Origin of the sequence: Pseudomonas sp. AD21 (genome assembly GCF_002878485.1) — a bacterium.
Classification (GTDB): domain Bacteria; phylum Pseudomonadota; class Gammaproteobacteria; order Pseudomonadales; family Pseudomonadaceae; genus Aquipseudomonas.
On the sequence record NZ_NQYG01000004.1, the window covers coordinates 130,565 to 147,955 of the forward strand.

The 17,391-nt window shown below is 62.2% G+C and carries 13 protein-coding genes; 5 read left to right on the forward strand and 8 right to left on the reverse strand.

What is annotated here, in order from left to right:
- The 4 genes from PseAD21_RS03825 to PseAD21_RS03840 are packed head-to-tail and all read right to left on the reverse strand — an operon-like array spanning position 1 to position 7,749.
- Entirely contained in the window at positions 1 to 4,575 is a 4,575-nt protein-coding gene (locus PseAD21_RS03825; RefSeq protein ID WP_102354568.1) for an alpha-2-macroglobulin, read from the reverse strand.
- Positions 4,572 to 5,222 carry a DUF1175 domain-containing protein gene (locus tag PseAD21_RS03830; protein ID WP_102354569.1) on the reverse strand — a complete coding sequence of 217 codons (651 nt, stop codon included), beginning with the start codon at positions 5,220 to 5,222 and terminating at the stop codon, positions 4,572 to 4,574. Before PseAD21_RS03830 ends, PseAD21_RS03825 begins: the two co-directional genes overlap by 4 nt.
- Positions 5,207 to 6,919 carry a DUF2138 domain-containing protein gene (locus PseAD21_RS03835; RefSeq protein ID WP_102354570.1) on the reverse strand — a complete coding sequence of 571 codons (1,713 nt, stop codon included), beginning with the start codon at positions 6,917 to 6,919 and terminating at the stop codon, positions 5,207 to 5,209. Before PseAD21_RS03835 ends, PseAD21_RS03830 begins: the two co-directional genes overlap by 16 nt.
- Before the next feature lie 38 nt (positions 6,920 to 6,957).
- Positions 6,958 to 7,749, reverse strand: coding sequence for a YfaP family protein (locus tag PseAD21_RS03840; protein WP_102354571.1), 792 nt, complete (start codon positions 7,747 to 7,749; stop codon positions 6,958 to 6,960).
- A 278-nt stretch (positions 7,750 to 8,027) separates the two neighbouring features.
- Between PseAD21_RS03840 and PseAD21_RS03845 the strand changes: the two genes are divergently transcribed.
- The 5 genes from PseAD21_RS03845 to PseAD21_RS03865 all read left to right on the forward strand — a co-directional run bounded on the left by PseAD21_RS03845 (position 8,028) and on the right by PseAD21_RS03865 (position 14,427).
- Positions 8,028 to 9,173: a Fic family protein gene (locus PseAD21_RS03845; RefSeq protein WP_102354572.1), complete on the forward strand. Its 1,146-nt coding sequence runs from the start codon at positions 8,028 to 8,030 to the stop codon at positions 9,171 to 9,173.
- Between the two features lie 112 nt (positions 9,174 to 9,285).
- On the forward strand, positions 9,286 to 9,528 hold the full coding sequence (locus PseAD21_RS03850; protein WP_003228627.1) for an exodeoxyribonuclease VII small subunit: 243 nt from the start codon (positions 9,286 to 9,288) through the stop codon (positions 9,526 to 9,528).
- The gene (ispA, locus tag PseAD21_RS03855; RefSeq protein ID WP_102354573.1) at positions 9,525 to 10,412 is read left to right on the forward strand and encodes a (2E,6E)-farnesyl diphosphate synthase; all 888 of its coding nucleotides are present in this window, start codon (positions 9,525 to 9,527) and stop codon (positions 10,410 to 10,412) included. The genes PseAD21_RS03850 and ispA overlap by 4 nt, the downstream gene beginning before the upstream one ends.
- A gap of 91 nt (positions 10,413 to 10,503) precedes the next feature.
- Positions 10,504 to 12,402 (forward strand): 1-deoxy-D-xylulose-5-phosphate synthase, encoded by a 1,899-nt coding sequence (dxs, locus tag PseAD21_RS03860; RefSeq protein WP_102354574.1) that lies wholly within the window; start codon positions 10,504 to 10,506, stop codon positions 12,400 to 12,402.
- Positions 12,403 to 12,543: 141 nt separating this feature from the next.
- Complete coding sequence (locus tag PseAD21_RS03865; protein WP_102354575.1) at positions 12,544 to 14,427, forward strand: TonB-dependent receptor domain-containing protein; 1,884 nt, start codon at positions 12,544 to 12,546, stop codon at positions 14,425 to 14,427.
- A gap of 138 nt (positions 14,428 to 14,565) precedes the next feature.
- Here the strand turns inward: PseAD21_RS03865 and PseAD21_RS03870 are convergent, their stop codons facing one another.
- The 4 genes from PseAD21_RS03870 to PseAD21_RS03885 all read right to left on the reverse strand — a co-directional run bounded on the left by PseAD21_RS03870 (position 14,566) and on the right by PseAD21_RS03885 (position 17,368).
- Entirely contained in the window at positions 14,566 to 15,366 is an 801-nt protein-coding gene (locus tag PseAD21_RS03870; RefSeq protein ID WP_102354576.1) for a cobalamin-binding protein, read from the reverse strand.
- A complete protein-coding gene (locus PseAD21_RS03875) occupies positions 15,366 to 15,785 on the reverse strand; it encodes an MFS transporter (RefSeq protein ID WP_102354577.1) in 420 nt (139 codons plus the stop codon). Before PseAD21_RS03875 ends, PseAD21_RS03870 begins: the two co-directional genes overlap by 1 nt.
- Positions 15,782 to 16,399, reverse strand: a complete 618-nt coding sequence (ribA, locus tag PseAD21_RS03880; protein WP_102354578.1) for a GTP cyclohydrolase II — start codon at positions 16,397 to 16,399, stop codon at positions 15,782 to 15,784. Before ribA ends, PseAD21_RS03875 begins: the two co-directional genes overlap by 4 nt.
- Before the next feature lie 231 nt (positions 16,400 to 16,630).
- A complete protein-coding gene (locus tag PseAD21_RS03885; protein ID WP_102354579.1) occupies positions 16,631 to 17,368 on the reverse strand; it encodes an ABC transporter substrate-binding protein in 738 nt (245 codons plus the stop codon).
- Between the last annotated feature and the right edge of the window lie 23 nt (positions 17,369 to 17,391).

A 17,391-nucleotide genomic window follows, 5' to 3' on the forward strand; every position in this document is an offset into this window, starting at 1 on the left:
TCAGTTGACCGTGACCTGACCGAGGGCGGCTTTCGCTTCCTGGGCCTGATGCTGCGGCGCGTACACCTGCGTGAAACGCACCGGCGGCAGGTTGAACTGGCCCTTCTGCGAGAAACGCACCAGATGGCGCAGACGCAATTCGCCGCTCAGTGCATCCACCGGCACCGCGTAGGCCAGTTGCCCCGGCTCGAAACGCGCCTTCTCCAGCGCGGTCGGCTCGGTGCCGTCCTTGCCCTGCAACTTGATGCCCCAGGTGGTGCGCTCGACATCGGCACCCGGTGGCAGCGGCACTTCAAGCATGCCGTAGCGCAGCGGTTTCGGTGCCTTGCTGGTGAGGATCACTTCGTCCAGGTACAGGCTGTCGCTAGACAGCGGCTTGGTGCCGACCGGCTCCAGTTTGAAGGTGAACGCTTCATCGCCCGGCACCAGTCGCGACAGGCGACGGGTGATGGTCACGGCCATTGGATCGACCGCCGGTTGCTGGGTCTGGAAGCTCAGCGCCGCACGCAGTGGACGCTCCTGAGTGCCGGACACCGACAACACACTCGGCACCGGTGTCGCGCCCTGCCACGTCCAGAACATCTCGCCGGTTGCGCCATAGTTTTTCTTCCAGCCTTCACCCGGCATCAGCGCGATGGTCGGCGAGGCCTGAGCGATGCTGCGTTGCAGCCAGCTCAGCGCCAGTGCGCGTTCGAGGGTCGATTGCTGTGGCAGCAGGCGTTGCAATAACGCCGTCGCCCGCGCCTGATCGAAGGCTTGCAGCGACAGGTTCAGCGCCTCGGCAAACGGCTGCGAACTCACCGCCAGACGCTGTTGCGCAGCGCCGACCTGACGATTGAAAGCATCCGGCAACGCCACTTTCGACTGGGTCGCCAACGATGCGGTCAAGGCCCGCGCTGCCGCCAGACCGAGTGCCGAATCCGGGTCGCTCATCACCAGACTGTCTTCGCCGTCGTCCATCAGGGTTTCGGCGTTGCCCTCACCGGCCTTCGCCAGATCGTCCATCAAACCGCTGAGCAAGGTGTTCACCGGCAGGTGCATCTGCTTGGCGAACGACAGGATCAGCGCCCGTTGCAGCAGCGGCGTGTTCGGCGCTTGCTTGGCGTAGACCTCCAGCACCCGCTGCCAGTGCTCCGGCGGCAGGGTCAGTTCCAATACCTGACTGGCGTTCCAGTCGGCGTAGTAGGCGTAGGCGGTGAGGAACGCGTCCGGCTCACCGTCATAACCCCACCAGGTGAAGCTCGCCGACGGGCCGGCCATTTGCACCAGACGCAAACGACTGTTCTGCATGATCAGGCGCAGGTGATCACGGATCTGCGGGCTCGACGCCAGCGATGGATAAGCGATGCTCAACGGCAGCAAACGGCTGGCGGTCTGCTCGACGCCACCGTACGGGTAGCTCAGCAGATCATCGAGGGCCGAACGGAACAGCGCTTGCGGACTGTCATCCAGGCGCAGGCGAATGTCGGTGGCGTCGGCCGGCAGGCTCAACGGGGTATCGCCGCTAGCCACATCAAGACTCTGGGCTTGCGTGACTTGCCAGCCGTCACCGGTCGCGCTCAGGTGTACGGCGAGGGAGTCAGCGATTTTGCCGTCCTGCACCAGTTCTGCAGTCCACGCACCCGACGCCAGGACGAACGCTGGCAGTGGCACGTAGTTGATGCCGTTGTTCAGGGTCACCGGCAGGCGCTGTTCGGTGCCGGCGTAATGAGTAACCAGTTCAATCTTGACCGGTTTCTCGGCCTGGCTGAAGGCGAACACGCCGAGTTGCGGCTGATCGCCCTTGCGGAATTTGCTCGGACCGCTCCACTTCAGGTACAGCGGTTTTTCCGAACGCACGAACTGCTTCTTCTGCCCGACCTGACCGTCATCGGCGATGGCGCGGGCGGTGATGCGCCAGCGCGTCAGCGAGTCCGGCATCTTGAAGGTGAAACGGGTTTTGCCGTCAGCACCTGTGAGCAATTCCGGCTGCCATGCAGCGGTGTCGACGTCTTCACGACGCGGACGCTCCAGCACTTTCACCCCGCGCTCGCTGCGGTTGGCCTTGCCCGGCGCACCGGGGCTGCCCGGCAGTGCCACGTCGTAACTGATGAACGCCAGACTGGCGCTGGTGCGCACGTTGTTGCGGCGCGGGTGGTAGAAGAACTGGTCGATGCTCGGCGCGACTTCCGGTTGCAGCGCGTAGACCATTTCATCGACGACGCTGACGGTCAGGTGCGCCGGCACCGCCTTGCCGGCGAACTGCGTGGTCAGGTCGACGGTAACGGTATCGCCCGGTTGATACACCGCTTTGTCGGTGCTGATCGCCACGTCGATTTGCGGCGCGACCACCTTGATCCCGGCGTTCTGGAAGCTGTACTGACCACCCTTGGTGTACAGCACCGAGAAGGTCAGGTTCGGCGCGAAGTTGTCCTTCACCTGAATGCGCGCGCGGTATTGGGTATCACTGAGTTTTTCCAGCTTCAGCCAGTCGCCGCCCTTGCCCAGCAGCGCGGTGGCTTCGACCTTGTCGCGCTCCAGCGACAGCAGTGCATCGCTGACCGGCTCAGGGAACGTGATCAGCGCCAGCGCTTCATCGCCGGCCTTGTACTCGGGTTTGTCGAGGACGATTTCCACGGTGCCCGGCACCGCTTTGACGCCCTCGCCCGTCACCGAATGACCGGTAGCGCCAAGGACGCGACCGTGCTGATCTTTCAGCGTCAGGTTGTAAGTGCCCGGACGTTCGAAGGCAATGCTGAAGCCCTTGTCAGTCGCCGCAAGTTTGCCTTCGCCGGTGCTCTGATCCTCCAGACGCACCCAGCTGTAGCTGCTCGGAGTGACCGCTTTGCTCTGCTCGCTGCCGCCCTCGTTGGCGTAACTGAACGCGACTTTGTCTTTGACCGCGCTGAAGCGTTGCGGCGCGCTCAAGCGCAAGCTCGCGGCGCCACGGTCGATGAGGATTTCCTTGGTGGTCTTGACCCGATACGCCGCACCATCGCTGGCAAACACGGTGAGCATGTAGCGGCTCGGTTTGTCGGCGGCCGGCAGGTCGAGGGTCGCGTTGCCTTTGCTGTCGGTGGTCAGTTCGGTGCTGGTCAGCTCCACCGGAAATTGCCCGAGGTATTGCAGCTCGTTGTCGACCATCGACAGTTGCTGGGCGCGCAGGCTCAGGGTCAACTTGGCGTTGGCCACCGGTTTGCCGTCCGGGTACAGCAGCACCAGACTGCCCTTCACTGGTTCACCGGTGCGGTAATCCTGCTTGGCCAGATTCAGTGAAATCTCGAAGTGCGGCCTGATGTACTCGGCCACGCGGAAGGCACTGCTGTAGGCCTGATCCTTGTAGTTGAAACGGATCTCGTAACCACCGGCCACGGCGTTGTCCGGCAACTGGAAGCGGCCCTGAGTACCGGCCTTCGAATCGAGTTTCAGGTCGAGGTGCTGCAGCTCGGTGCCGGTGGCGTCGAGCACGCTGACCGTGACATCCGCCGCGCCTGGCAATACCGAATCCCGCGCATTCTTGAACTCGCGACCAACGATCTTCAGCGACACCCAGTCCCCCGGGCGATACAGCGGCCGGTCGGTGAACGCGTAGAGTTTGGTGTCGTAGATTTCGCTGTCGTAATAGAAGTTTTCGGAGACAAACACCCCGCCCTCTTCGTCCTCACCGATCACGAACGAACGCTCGGGGCTGACGTGTTTCAGGCGCAGCAAGCCATCGGCATCGGTGGCACCGCTGCTCATCACGCCGAGGCCGTCGGTCCACAGCACATTGACCTTCGGCACCGAACTGCCTTCGTGTTTGCGCGCCGCCCACACCAGCAATTCATCGCCAGCAATCTTGCTCACCGCCACGGTGTTGGAGACGAAGACCATGGTGGTCGCGCGGTACTTGCCGATCAGCGCTTCGACCAGATACAGACCCGGTTTCAGGTTGCCCAACGGGATATAGACGTTACCCGGCGCAACGCTGACAAACTCGCTGGAAGACCCGGCCAGATTGACCCCGGCCGGCGGCTGGATCGGTTTGGCCTGCCACAGCGGATAGCGGAACTGGCTGACCACCGGCAGACCCGGGATCAGCGCAAACTGCGGCTGCGCGTCATACGGAGTCGGCGCGGCAATGGCGTTGCCCATCTTCAGCTCCGGCACTTCCTCGGTGACCTGCTTGCGCGACTCGTAGGAGAACGCGCGCTGCATCACCCGACGGGATTTGCGGTACCAGTTGTCCCACAGGTACGCGAGGGTGTTGGACAGCCCCTCGCCCTTGAACTGGCCGTCGCTGACCACACGGTGCAGGTTCTTCTGGCGCTTGAGGAAATCCAGCGGCTTGTCGATGCGGTACACGCGAATGTCGGCGCCGCCATAGGGTTCCATGCGGAAGCGGCGATAGTCGCGGCCCGGTGCTTCGAGGCGCACCATCGCCTGTTCGTCGGCAGCAAAACTGCTGTCGGCGAGCAGGAAGAAGCTTTCACCGGCGACCGGCGTGTAGCCGCTCGGCTCCACCGAATCTTCAGCGTTGACGGTCGCCAATGGCAGCAACAGCGCCAGCAGCAGGGGAATTCGAGCGCAGAGTCGCAGCATGCGGGCACCGGTCATTGGGAGAGAAAGTTCAGTCGATAGACGCCGATGAAGTTGGGGTTGGCTGCGTCGGGTATCCATCGGGTGTCCTTCCATGTCATGAGTTGCTGCAGGCTTGCCGAACGCATGCCGTTGTCAGTGGGGGTGGTCGTGCCGGTGTGATAGGCGATGTAGCGGCCCATCCAGATCATCAGGTGCTGGTCGTCGCCCTGATCGAAAAACATCAGGTCGCCGGGGCGTGCCTGGGACACGTCGCGGCTGACCAGATGGCTGTTGAACTGAATCAGTTTGATCGCGTTGACGTACGGCCCGACTTTTCCGCCGCCCTGCTGCCACTGCTGGGCGAGCTTGCGCTGCTCATCGCTGAGCGACAGCTCCGGCGGCAGGTAGCGATTGGACAGGCCGTTGCTGCGCAGCCACTTGTCGTCGTGGACTTTCAGCGCTTCGTTGGCGGCAAAACGCACCAGCCCGGCGCAGTCCTGCTGATACCAGCGCGGGCTCGGGCCCTGGCTCAGTTGCTCCTGAGCAATGCGCACGAACCAGGCGCGGAACACCTGGGACTGCGCCGGATCCAGCGCAGGCGTTTCGACCGCTCGGGCCTCCGCGCTGAGCAGCAACGCAAGCAGGCCGAGGCTGCGGATCAGTGCCGTCACAGCGCTTTCCATTCCAGCGGCAGCCATTGCCAGTGGCCGTCAGGCTCGCTGCCTTCGGGCAAGGTCAGGGCGTATTTGCCGTAGCCGCCGAGGGTGCGCAGTTTCGGGATCAGGTAGGTTTGCGCGGCGTTGTAGAACACCGGCTCCATGTCCTGCGGCAGGCTGTCGAGGGTTTCCTGCTGCATCAGTTGCGCCATCGAATTCGGGCCGAAATAGATCGGCATCAGCACGTCTTTGGGCAACACGTCGGCCATCGGCGGGAAGCGTTTGTCGAGGGTGCCGAGGGCCTTGTCGACCAGTTTGTCGTCAAGGGAAAACAGCAGCGTCGAACCGTGACGGGCGAGACTGACTTTCATGAAAGCGCGGCCGCTGATGGCGTCCGGGTTCTCGGCCGTCTTGGCGGCGTACGGACCGAAGTTAGAGCTGACCTGACGCTGCCAGACATGGCTCTGGCCTTGCTGTTTCTCGACCACCGGGAACGCGTGTTCATCGACATTCGACTCATAAGCGCCAACCATCGAACCGAACAGCGTACCCAGGTCACCGTCGAGCTTGCTGCTGTCCTCATCCTTCAGGCTGGCGACCAGCAATGGCGTGTACAACCGCGAATCGGCGTACCAGCACAGCCCCGCCGCGCCGGCGACGTGCTCAGTGAGCTTCTGCGCCACCGCTTCGTCGGCGCCGAGTTTCACCAGCAGCGGTTTCTGCGGTTCGGCCGCCACCGGTAAGGTCACGCAGGCACTGGCGCCCAGCGGCATGGCTTGCCACACCGGTTTGAAATCGAAGTCCGGCTGGTTATCCAGCTCGTCCATGGCGAGGAAGCTGTGCCAGCCCTTGTCGTCCATGTCGAAACGCAGCCCGGCGAAGTTCGGGATGAAGCGCTGATAGCCCATCGCGAGGACGCTGGAATTAACCGACAGACGCTGTTTGATGTCCGGCGCCTTGGCCGGCAGTCCGAAGGCCTCGGGGAACAGTTTGTCACCGTTGAGCAAGGCCGCCAGCGCTTGCGGCGAAACATGCCCCGACTCTTCGGACTCGCCGTTGGCCGGGTCGTAATACTTGTTCGGATTGGACAGCACTACCAGTTTGTCGCCGCGCGAAGCGAACAGCAGCGATTTGCTGGCGTTGTAGCTGAGTTGGTACAGCGGCACTTCGTCGCTGCCGACCTTGAGGCTGCCGAAAACGCTGAACTGCGAATCGTCCAGCGCCACTTTCGCCAGGGGCTCGAGCAGCTTGGCCAACCCGCCGCGATCCATCACCAGCAGGAAATCCTTGAGCCGGCCATCGGCACCGCGCCACAGCGCGACATCGGCCGGCTGATCGAAAAGCTGCTCGATCAGGCTGTCCTGCAGCTTCAGGTCGTGCTCGTAGATGATCCGCCGCAGACTGCCGATCAGTCCCAGGCGGTCAGCGTGGGTTTCGTAATAGAAGACGAAATCTTCGGTGAGCGTGGCCTTGAGGAACGGCACCGTCAACAGATCCTTGGGCAACTGGCTCAGAGAGCGGGTTTCCAGCAGCGCGTCCGGGCGGCTCAGGCCGAGCTTGTCGCTGGCAAGTATAGCCGCCGGCACCTTGGGCTTGTGCAGCAGCCAGCCGAGACCACCGGCCACGCCGGCCACCAGGACCAGGCCGATCAGCAGCGCCGGCCAGCGCCGGGAAGGTTGGCCGGCAGGTGTAGGGACGGCCGGAGAAGCAGCGTTATCACTCATGTTCACAAAACCCGAAGTTCATCCGTGGTGCGGGATGCTTAATAGTTGAAAGTCTTGACCAGCAGCAGATCACCGATCGCCCGCAGGGGCACGATGAATGTTTCGCGTTTTTCGTCGACCGTGTTTTCGTTGAGCACCAGCGTTATTTGCGAGGTGATGACCTCGTTCTGATTGCTGGCCTCCTCGAAGTTATAGCCGCCGTCGCCGAAGTTGCCCCAATAGTTGACGTAAACCAGATAGGTGCCATGCAGCGGCGCGGTCATGGTGAACATTTCCGGGCCGGGGCCATCGACGCCATCCGGGTCCAGACCGCCGCCGTTGGTCAGCGCTGTGTGGGCGAAGAACGCATGCTGGCCGTCGGGAGTAATGATGTGCAGGTCGAGTTCGGCCTTGGGATCGTCCCAGCCAAGCACCACGCGGATCTTCACCGGGGTGCGCAGGTTATTCGCTTCATAGAACTGCACACGCTTGAGCGACTGGCCCTCGGCGCTGCGTACTTCGACACTGTTGGAGCCGGCGCCGAACGCATACGGCCGGGCGAAATGCCCATCGTCGTCGGTGTACAGATTCAATGGATTGCCGTTGACCGCCAGCGTGTGCGGCCCGCGCTCATTGCCGATGGCCTTGAGCTGGCCCTGGATCATCGTGCGATTGCGCTGGATACCGCGATCGATCGGCGGCGTAGGGTAAGCGACTTGCGGGTTTTCACTGCGATCAAGCAGGCCGTGATAACGCCAGCCGCCGGACGGCTCCGACAGTTCAGCGCTCGGCGCCGCCAGCAGCGCAGGGGCGCAAGCCAAGCCGATCAGCAGCCAAAGAAATGAACGCATGTAATGCCTCCTGCCATGCCTGAACGAAACCTTGCACCCGATCCTCGGTACTTCACAGCGGTGAAAACTGCGTTTCGTCTGAAAGACCCGTGACTATGGGGTCGTAGAAGGCGCGAAGATTAGCCATTTGGCAGTTTTTTAACAATCGGATACATGTGCTTTTGCTGTAGGAATCAAGCCAACGCGGTGGACGGTGAGCCGAATAGCCGTCATATTCGGCTCACTAAATGAGCCGAATAGCATTTCTATTCGGCTCACGGACTCAAGGCAGGCAACGAATGGCAGCTCACTGGATCTGGCAACAGCCCGACTGGCCCGACTTCAACTGGCAGGCAGAACGCCTGGCACCGTTGTTGCGCGAGTGTGTACAGGCACAAGGTCAGTTGATGGGTATGGCCGGTTCAGTAGGAGACTCCTTGGGGGCTCAGACCGAACTGGATGCCCTTCTGCAGAATATCGTGACGTCTTCGGCCATCGAAGGTGAGCAACTGAATGTTGGCTCCGTACGGTCGTCGCTGGCGCGACGATTGGGCCTGGAGTTGATCGACGGCGATAAAGTCAGCCAACGCAGTGAAGGTCTGGCGCAGCTCATGTTTGATGCCACCCGTCGATTTGCCGAACCGTTGACGCTGGAACGCTTGCTGGAATGGCACCAGTGGCTGTTTCCCGATCAAGAGGCAGACCTTACTGCGCGCTCAATGCACGTGGGTGCTCTACGCGGTGACGAGCCAATGCAGGTGGTATCGGGTCGCATTGATCGTCCAACGGTTCATTTCGAGGCGCCACCTCGCAAAGGTATTGAGCAGCAGCTCGAGCAATTTCTCCAATGGTTCGAGGCCAGCCAGCATCAGACAGCACTGGACCCTATGCTACGCGCGGGCATCGCCCATTTCTGGTTTGTCACTTTGCATCCATTTGACGATGGCAACGGTCGCCTCACCCGCACCATCACTGATCTGGCGCTGGCACAGGGCGAAGCGCAAGCCATCCGTTTCTACGCCATGTCGGCGAGCATTCTGGATGATCGTTCCGGCTACTATCGGATTCTGGAGTCGAGCCAGAAAGCCACGCTGGATATCACCGAGTGGCTCACTTGGTTCCTGCAAACCTTGCTACGCAGTCTGCAACAAGCCATCAACCGCATTGAAAGCGTGCTGGGCAAGACGCGTTTCTGGCAGGCCCACCGCGAGTCCGAACTATCGGCAGAACAGGTCAAAGTGCTTAACCGCCTGCTCGATGGCGGCGAACGGGGCTTTGAGCACGGCATCAGCGCCGGTCAATACCAAGCGGTGGCGAAAGTGTCGAAGGCCACGGCGACCCGACACCTCGCGGAGTTGCTGGAGAAAGGTTGCCTGCAACGCTTGCCGGGGGGCGGTCGTAGTACGCGCTACCAGATCAACTATCCCGACAGAGCCAGACATTAATCTCACTCACCACAGTGTCATTTTTGCCCTTGAGAGCCACCCCGCTCATTTGCCCATAAACCCCCTATCTGCTAGTGTCGCGCCGGTTTAACGTCAACCGGAAATCGCCGCCATGGCCCGCAAAAAAGCTGCACTGGATTTCGAACAGTCCCTCGCCGACCTGCAAACACTGGTCGAGCGTCTGGAGAACGGTGAATTGTCGCTGGAAGACTCGCTGACCGCTTTCGAGCAGGGCATCGGTCTGACCCGTGACTGCCAGGCAGCGCTGGCCCAGGCCGAGCAGAAGGTGCAAGTGCTGCTGGAGCGCGATGGCGAACTCGCCGAGGAACCCTTCGACGCGGAACAGCCAGAATGATTGCTGCGTATTCGGCGACCAGCCAGGCGCGGGTCAATGCGGCACTGGAAATCCTCTTCAAGGCGCCGCTGCCAGAGCTGTCGCGCCTGTATGAGGCAATGCACTACAGCGTGATGATCGGTGGCAAACGCGTGCGTCCGCTGCTGGCCTACGCGGCGTGCGAAGCGCTCGGCGGCAAGGCCGAGCAAGCCAACGGCGCGGCGTGCGCGGTGGAGTTGATCCACGCCTACTCACTGGTGCACGACGATTTGCCGGCGATGGACGATGACGATCTGCGTCGCGGCCAGCCAACCACCCACAAGAAATTCGACGAAGCCTGCGCGATCCTGGCCGGTGACGGCTTGCAGAGCCTGGCCTTCAGCGCCCTGCTTGACCCGCGCCTGAGCAGCCTCGACGCCGACATCCGTCTGCAACAGGTCACGGCGCTGGCGCACGCGGCGGGCCCGGCGGGTATGGTCGGTGGTCAGGCCATCGACCTCGGTTCGGTCGGCCTGAAGCTGGATCAGAAAGCGCTGGAGCAGATGCACCGGCACAAGACCGGCGCGCTGATCGAAGTCAGCGTCAAGCTTGGCGCCCTGGCCAGCGGCCGTGCCGAGAAGGACGAACTCAAGGCCCTGCAGACTTATGCACAGGCCATTGGCCTGGCATTCCAGGTCCAGGACGACATTCTCGACGTCGAAAGCGATACCGAAACCCTCGGTAAACGCCAGGGTGCCGACATCGCCCGCGACAAACCGACCTACCCGGCCCTGCTGGGTCTGGACGCGGCCAAGGCCTACGCCCTGGAACTGCGCGATCAGGCGCTGCACGCGCTGCGACCGTTTGACGCGGCAGCAGAGCCTTTGCGCGACCTGGCCCGGTATATCGTCGACCGGCGTAACTGAACGCCCACCTGCCAAAAAAGACCAACGCGTGGGCAGGGGGCGATGCATCAGGTAAACTGCCGCATCTTTTATACCTATAACGATTCGCCTGATGCCCACGACGTTTCATGAGATTCCCCGCAAGCGCCCGACCACGCCCCTGCTCGACCGCGCGAACACGCCGGACGGCCTGCGCCGGTTAGGCGAAGCCGAGCTGGAAACCCTGGCCGATGAGTTGCGCCTGGAATTGCTCTACACGGTCGGTCAGACCGGTGGGCATTTCGGTGCCGGCCTGGGCGTCATCGAGCTGACCATCGCGTTGCATTACGTCTTCGACACCCCGGATGACCGGCTGGGGTGGGACGTCGGTCATCAGGCGTACCCGCACAAGATCCTCACCGGTCGTCGCCAGCGCATGGAAACCCTGCGTCAGAAGGACGGCATCGCTGCCTTCCCGCGTCGCGCCGAGAGCGAATACGACACCTTTGGCGTCGGCCACTCCAGTACCTCAATCAGTGCAGCGCTGGGCATGGCGATTGCCCCCCGCCTGCAAAACAGCGATCGCAAGGCGATTGCCGTGATCGGTGACGGCGCGCTGACTGCCGGCATGGCCTTCGAGGCGCTGAACCACGCGCCGGAAGTCAACGCCAACATGCTGGTAATCCTCAACGACAACGACATGTCGATCTCGCGCAACGTCGGCGGTCTGTCGAATTACCTGGCGAAGATCCTTTCCAGCCGCACCTACGCGAGCATGCGTGAGGGCAGCAAGAAAGTCCTGTCGCGCCTGCCCGGCGCCTGGGAAATCGCCCGTCGCACCGAAGAATACGCCAAGGGCATGCTGGTACCCGGCACCCTGTTCGAAGAGCTGGGCTGGAACTACATCGGCCCGATCGATGGCCACGACCTGCCGACCCTGATCGCCACCCTGCGCAACATGCGCGATCTGAAAGGCCCGCAGTTCCTGCACATCGTCACCAAGAAAGGCAAAGGTTTCGCCCCGGCGGAAGTCGACCCGATCGGTTACCACGCGATCACCAAGCTCGAACCGGTCGACGCCCCGGCCGCTGCGCCGAAAAAGGCCGGTGGGCCGAAGTATTCGGCAGTGTTTGGCGAATGGCTGTGCGACATGGCTGCGGCTGATCCGCGCCTCGTCGGGATCACCCCGGCGATGAAGGAAGGCTCGGACCTGGTGGCGTTCAGCGAACGCTTCCCGCAGCGCTACTTCGACGTGGCGATTGCCGAGCAGCACGCGGTGACGTTCGCTGCCGGCATGGCCTGCGAAGGCGCGAAACCGGTGGTGGCGATCTACTCGACGTTCCTGCAACGCGGCTACGACCAACTGGTGCACGACGTCGCGGTGCAGAACCTCGACGTGCTGTTCGCCATCGACCGCGCCGGTCTGGTGGGCGAAGACGGCCCGACCCACGCCGGCAGTTTCGACCTGTCATACCTGCGCTGTATCCCGGGCATGGTCATCATGACCCCGAGCGATGAAAACGAACTGCGCAAGATGCTCACCACTGGCCACCAGTACAACGGTCCGGCGGCGGTGCGTTACCCGCGCGGCACCGGCCCGAACGCGAGCATCGACAAAGACCTCGAGCCAATCGAAATCGGCAAGGGCATCGTCCGTCGTCAGGGCAGCAACGTCGCCCTGCTGGTATTCGGTGTGCAACTGGCTGAAGCGCTGAAAGTCGCCGAGAAGCTCGACGCGACTGTGGTCGACATGCGTTTCGTCAAACCGCTGGATGAACAACGGGTGCGCGAGATCGCCGGTAGCCACGAGCTGCTGGTGACTATCGAAGAAAACGCGATCATGGGCGGCGCCGGTGGCGCGGTCAGCGAGTTCCTGGCGCGCGAGAACATTCTCAGGTCGATGCTGCATCTGGGCTTACCGGACATCTACGTCGAGCACGCGAAACCGGCGCAGATGCTGGCTGAGTGTGGGCTGGATGAGGCCGGGATCGAGGCGTCGATTCGCGAGCGCCTGGAACTGCTCAACAAGTAACACGCAACACCCATGTGGGAGCGGGCTTGCTCGCGAAGGCGTCGGATCAGTCGATGATGAGTTGACTGACACACCGCCTTCGCGAGCAAGCCCGCTCCCACATTTGATTTGTGTACGTCAGAATTACCCAATGGATCACCGATGAACCTCTCGCGCCTCGCCCTGCCCTTTCTTCTGCTGCCAGCCGCCAGCGCCCTCGCCGACACCTTCGAGCGCGATGCAGCCCTGAAGCTGCCGGACACGCTGATCAGCGCGAACCGCCAGGTCGAAGCGCGTAATGACAGCAGCGCGGCCAACACCGTGTTCACCCGCGAAGACATTGATCGCCTGCAACCGAGCAGCGTCACCGACCTGCTGCAGCGGGTGCCGGGCGTGCAGGTGGCGCAGACCGGTGGACGCGGCAGCCTGCCGGGGATCTACATTCGCGGCACGCAGTCGGCGCAAAGCCTGGTGCTGGTCGATGGGCAGCGCATCGGCAGCTCGACCTCCGGCGACAGCAACCTGCAGCACCTGAACATCGACCAGATCGAGCGCGTCGAGGTGCTGCGCGGTTCACGCTCGGTGATTTACGGCAGCGATGCGATTGGCGGGGTGATTCAGATCTTCACCCGACGCGGCAACGAGCAAGGCCTGCAGCCGCGCTTGCACGTCGGTTTCGGCAGCCACCAGACCTGGGAGCGTAGCCTTGGTTTGTCGGGGGGCGATGACAAAACCCGCTTCAATCTGGGTGCCAGTCTCGATGACACCGCCGGCCTCGACCGCACTCACGAGTCCTACCCCAGCGACAGCGATCACGATGCCTACCGCAACAAATCCATCAGCCTGAGCCTCAGCCATGCGCTGACCGATGACATCGAGGTCGGCGCCAATCTGCTGGATAACCGCGGCAAGAGCGAGTTCGACAATCCGTTCGGCCGCTTCGACACGACCACCTTCGAGTCGGTGCAACAGCAGCCCTACAGCGATTTCAACGTCAGCAGTGTCAGCAGCTACGTCGATGCCCGGGTCAACGAAAACTGGAAAACCCGTGTCGAGTTCGGCCACGCCGAGAACCGCGAGAAGACCCTCGACAAGCTCAGCGACGAGCGCACGGTGTTCAACACCTACCGCGACTCGCTGACCTGGCAGAACGACCTGACTCTGGATGCACGCAACAGCCTGATCCTCGGCGGCGACTGGTACGAAGACCGGATCAACAGCAGCACCGCGTACAACGAGGACAGCCGCTGGAACCGCGCCGCCTTCATCCAGCATCGCTATCAGGCCGACAGTTTCTCGACTGAACTGGGTCTGCGTCACGACGACAACCAGCAGTTCGGCAGCCAGAACACCTGGAGCGGCACCTTTACCCTGCCGCTGAATCCGGACAACGATCTGCTGCTGAGCTACAGCGAAGGCTTCCGCGCGCCGACCTTCAACGACCTGTACTACCCGGACTTCAGCAACCCGGACCTGAAACCGGAAACCTCGAAAAGCTACGAGCTGCAATGGCGCAGCCAGTTGAGCGACTCCAGCCGCCTCGAAGCATCGATTTACCGCACGGACCTGGAAGACGCGATCATCTTCGGCAGCAACTCACGTCCGGAGAACGTTGCCTCGGCGCGGATCAATGGCTTTGAAGCGGCGCTGAAACAGGAACTGCTTGGCTGGCAGAGCAACCTCGGCGTGGCGATTATCGACCCGCGCGATCGCGCTACCGGACACACACTGGCACGTCGTGCGCGGCGTACAGCGAGTTGGGATCTGGATCGCCAGTTCGACCGGTTAGGGTTGGGCGCCAGTTGGCAATTGGTCAGCGGCAGTTACGACGACCTGAACAATACCCAGCCGCTGGGGGGCTACGGCACGCTCGGATTGCGCAGCAGCTGGGCGCTGAACCGCGAGATCAAACTGGATCTGAAGCTGGATAACCTGCTGGACAAGGGTTACAGCCGCGCGCTGTACAGCTATGACGGCAGCCAGTATGGCTATCGCGAGGAAGGTCGGACGTGGATGTTTGGGGTGACCTGGACACCGGAGCTCTGATCCACAATTCACGCTGCTTTGACTGGCCTCTTCGCGAGCAAGCCCGCTCCCACAGTAGATCGGGGCCTGCCCTGAAACGCTGGCAACACACAGATCCCATGTGGGAGCGGGCTTGCTCGGGAAAAATTCACCTCGGTCTCAGCGGTCTGGCGCGATCGAATGGCAGAGCTTGGCGGTGGCCTCGATCATCTGCCCACTCGGCCGCTCCAGGCCTTTATCCGTGACCAACAGCAACTCCCCCCTCCTCACCGCATCGACCTGCGTCCAGGCTTTCCAGGCATCAAGCTGGGCCTGATCACCGGCCAGAATCACCTCGGGATTGCGCTGCAACACCGCCTCGATACTGACCTGCGGCGCCGGCAAGTTCAGATCGGCGAACACGTTGCGCGCGCCGCATACCTCAAGCGCATCGCTAATGATCTGCCCACCACCGATGGTGTACAGCGGCTTGTCCCAGACTTGATAGAACACTTTCAGCGGCGTGTCCCGGCGATAGCGTTGGCGCAGGTCAACGAGTTTCTGGCGCAGCTCCGCCGCCAGTTTCACCCCACGCTGAGGTCGACCCAGTTGAGCGGCAATCGCTTCAATCTGCGCAGACAGCTGTTCGAGATCATGCGGTTCGGCAACGTAAGTCGCAATGTTCAGGCGCTTGAGTTGATCGCGTTGCGCCGGGCCGACACTGCCGGGCCACAGCAGCAATAAATCAGGTTTGAGGCTGAGCAGGCGCTCCATGTCCAACTGACCGTAGCGCCCCACTGACGGCACATCCTTGAGCGCAACAGGACGCTCACCAGCATCGAGCACGCCGATCAGCAAATCAGCCGAATCCAGTTCAACAACGATTTCAGAAAGAGAAGGCGCGAGGCTGACCACCCGCAGGCTCGCCAGCACCGGGCCGGCGCAGGCCAGCAGCAGAACCGCCAGCCACAGACGACGCATCAGCCGAGTTGACGCGGGATGCGATAGAGGTAGAACAGCACGGCTGTGGACAACGCCAGCAGCATCAACGGCACCGCCTCGAGGCCGACGAACACTGCCAGCGCACCAATCCACGCCGGTAATGCTGCTGCAAGGAATGCAATACGACGCCGGGCCGCAAGAGCGATCCAGGCCGCCGGTTCGCCAGGCGTATCGAGGGCTTTCTGGGTGGCGATCAAAGCATGTTTGTAGCCACCGAAAAACTTCAGACTGACAAACATCGAGGCAACACCGGCGATGAACATCGGCATCGTCAGCACCGGCAGAAACGCCTCATATTGGCCGAACAGTGCGTTGAGCACGAACAACGGCACCAGCGCCAGCGCCAGGTATTTCCACCAGTCGATCGCCAGACGGCGGCGCACCTGACCGCGGGTCACGCGCGGTCTGCCTCGCCCTGATGCTCGTTGCCCATCATGTGGTCGAGCTTGCTGGCCTTGGTCGCCAGGTACAGTTTGTTGTGCGGGTTGTGGCCGGTGTGCAGCGGCACGCGCTCGGCGACAACAATGTTCATGTCGGTCAGGGCTTTGACCTTGCGCGGGTTGTTGGTCATCAGGCGCAGGGACTTCACGCCCAGATGCTCAAGCATCGGCAGGCACATGGCGTAGTCGCGCTGGTCGGCGGCGAAGCCCAGGCGCTCGTTGGCTTCAACGGTGTCGGCACCGCCGTCCTGCAACTCGTAGGCGCGGATCTTGTTCAGCAGACCGATGCCGCGCCCTTCCTGGCGCAGGTACAGCAGCACGCCACGGCCTTCACGGGCGATGGCCTTGAGCGCCGCTTCGAGCTGCGAGCCGCAGTCGCAGCGCTGGCTGAACAGGGCGTCACCGGTCAGGCACTCGGAGTGCAACCGGCCGAGGACCGGGGCACCGTCGTCAATTTCACCGAGGCTCAGCACAACGTGCTCGCGGCCGGTGGCTTCATCGAGAAAACCGTGCATGGTGAATTGCGCAAAAGGCGTTGGCAGCTTGGAAGCGGCGACAAAAACGACAGGCACCGGTGTGCTCCTGATCTAAAAAGTCTGAAGATTCGCAGGCCGGCATTGTAACAGCAGGTTCCTGCAGACGCTTAGGCTGAATTATCGGGCATAACGATCAAAAAGTTTGATAACACTGCCCCTTTGTAGGAGTGAGCCTGCTCGCGATGATGGCGTGTCAGCTACAGCAACGTTTGAATGAGACCGCTATCGCGAGCAGGCTCACGCCTGCAGGGGGACCTGTGCAGATCCTTAGTTCGCCTCGAACGGATACGGCTGCTTCCACTTCTCGAACAGCGGCTTCAGCTCGCCGCTCTTCACCAACTGCTCCATGCGCTTGTCGAACACCGCCATCAACGTGCGCGCTTGCGGGGTGTCGGCGAAGCACAGGTACAGCGGCAATTCGGCGATGTGGGTCTTGCGAAACTGCGTCGGATCCTTGGCCCGACCGACCACATAATCGATTTCGGTCTGCGCATCGATGTAATAGTCAGCGCGGTTGTGGGTGAGCATCGACAGGATCCCGGTACGCCGTATCACTTCATTGTAGTTGCGCACATTGGGCAGGTACTTCTGATAGTCGTAACCGCGAACCCAGGCCAGTCGATAGTTGCCGAGGGTGTCCGGGCTCGGCGGCGGATTGCTCGCAAGGCCCAGGGCGTAGATGTGGTCGGTGTCGAAATTCCAGCGTGGATACAGCAGATCACTGTCCTCGTCGTGATAGGAGCCGACGCAGGCGTCGATTTCGCCGCGCTCTGCCAGCCCGACCGCGCGGGTGTACGGTTCGCTGCGAATGTCGAGCTTCACCCCGGCCGGTTCGAACACCTTGCGCAGCACGTCCCAGCCCAGACCATGGCCGTCGGCGGCGGTGTAGTCTTCCCATTCTTCGCTGGCGAGATGGATGACCGACGGCGCATGCGCAGCCTCCTGCGCACTGGCGACAGTGCCCAGCAAGGTCAGAAACACCAGCGCCAGCCAACGTCGCGCCATCCCTAGTCTCCTCACTGAACCCG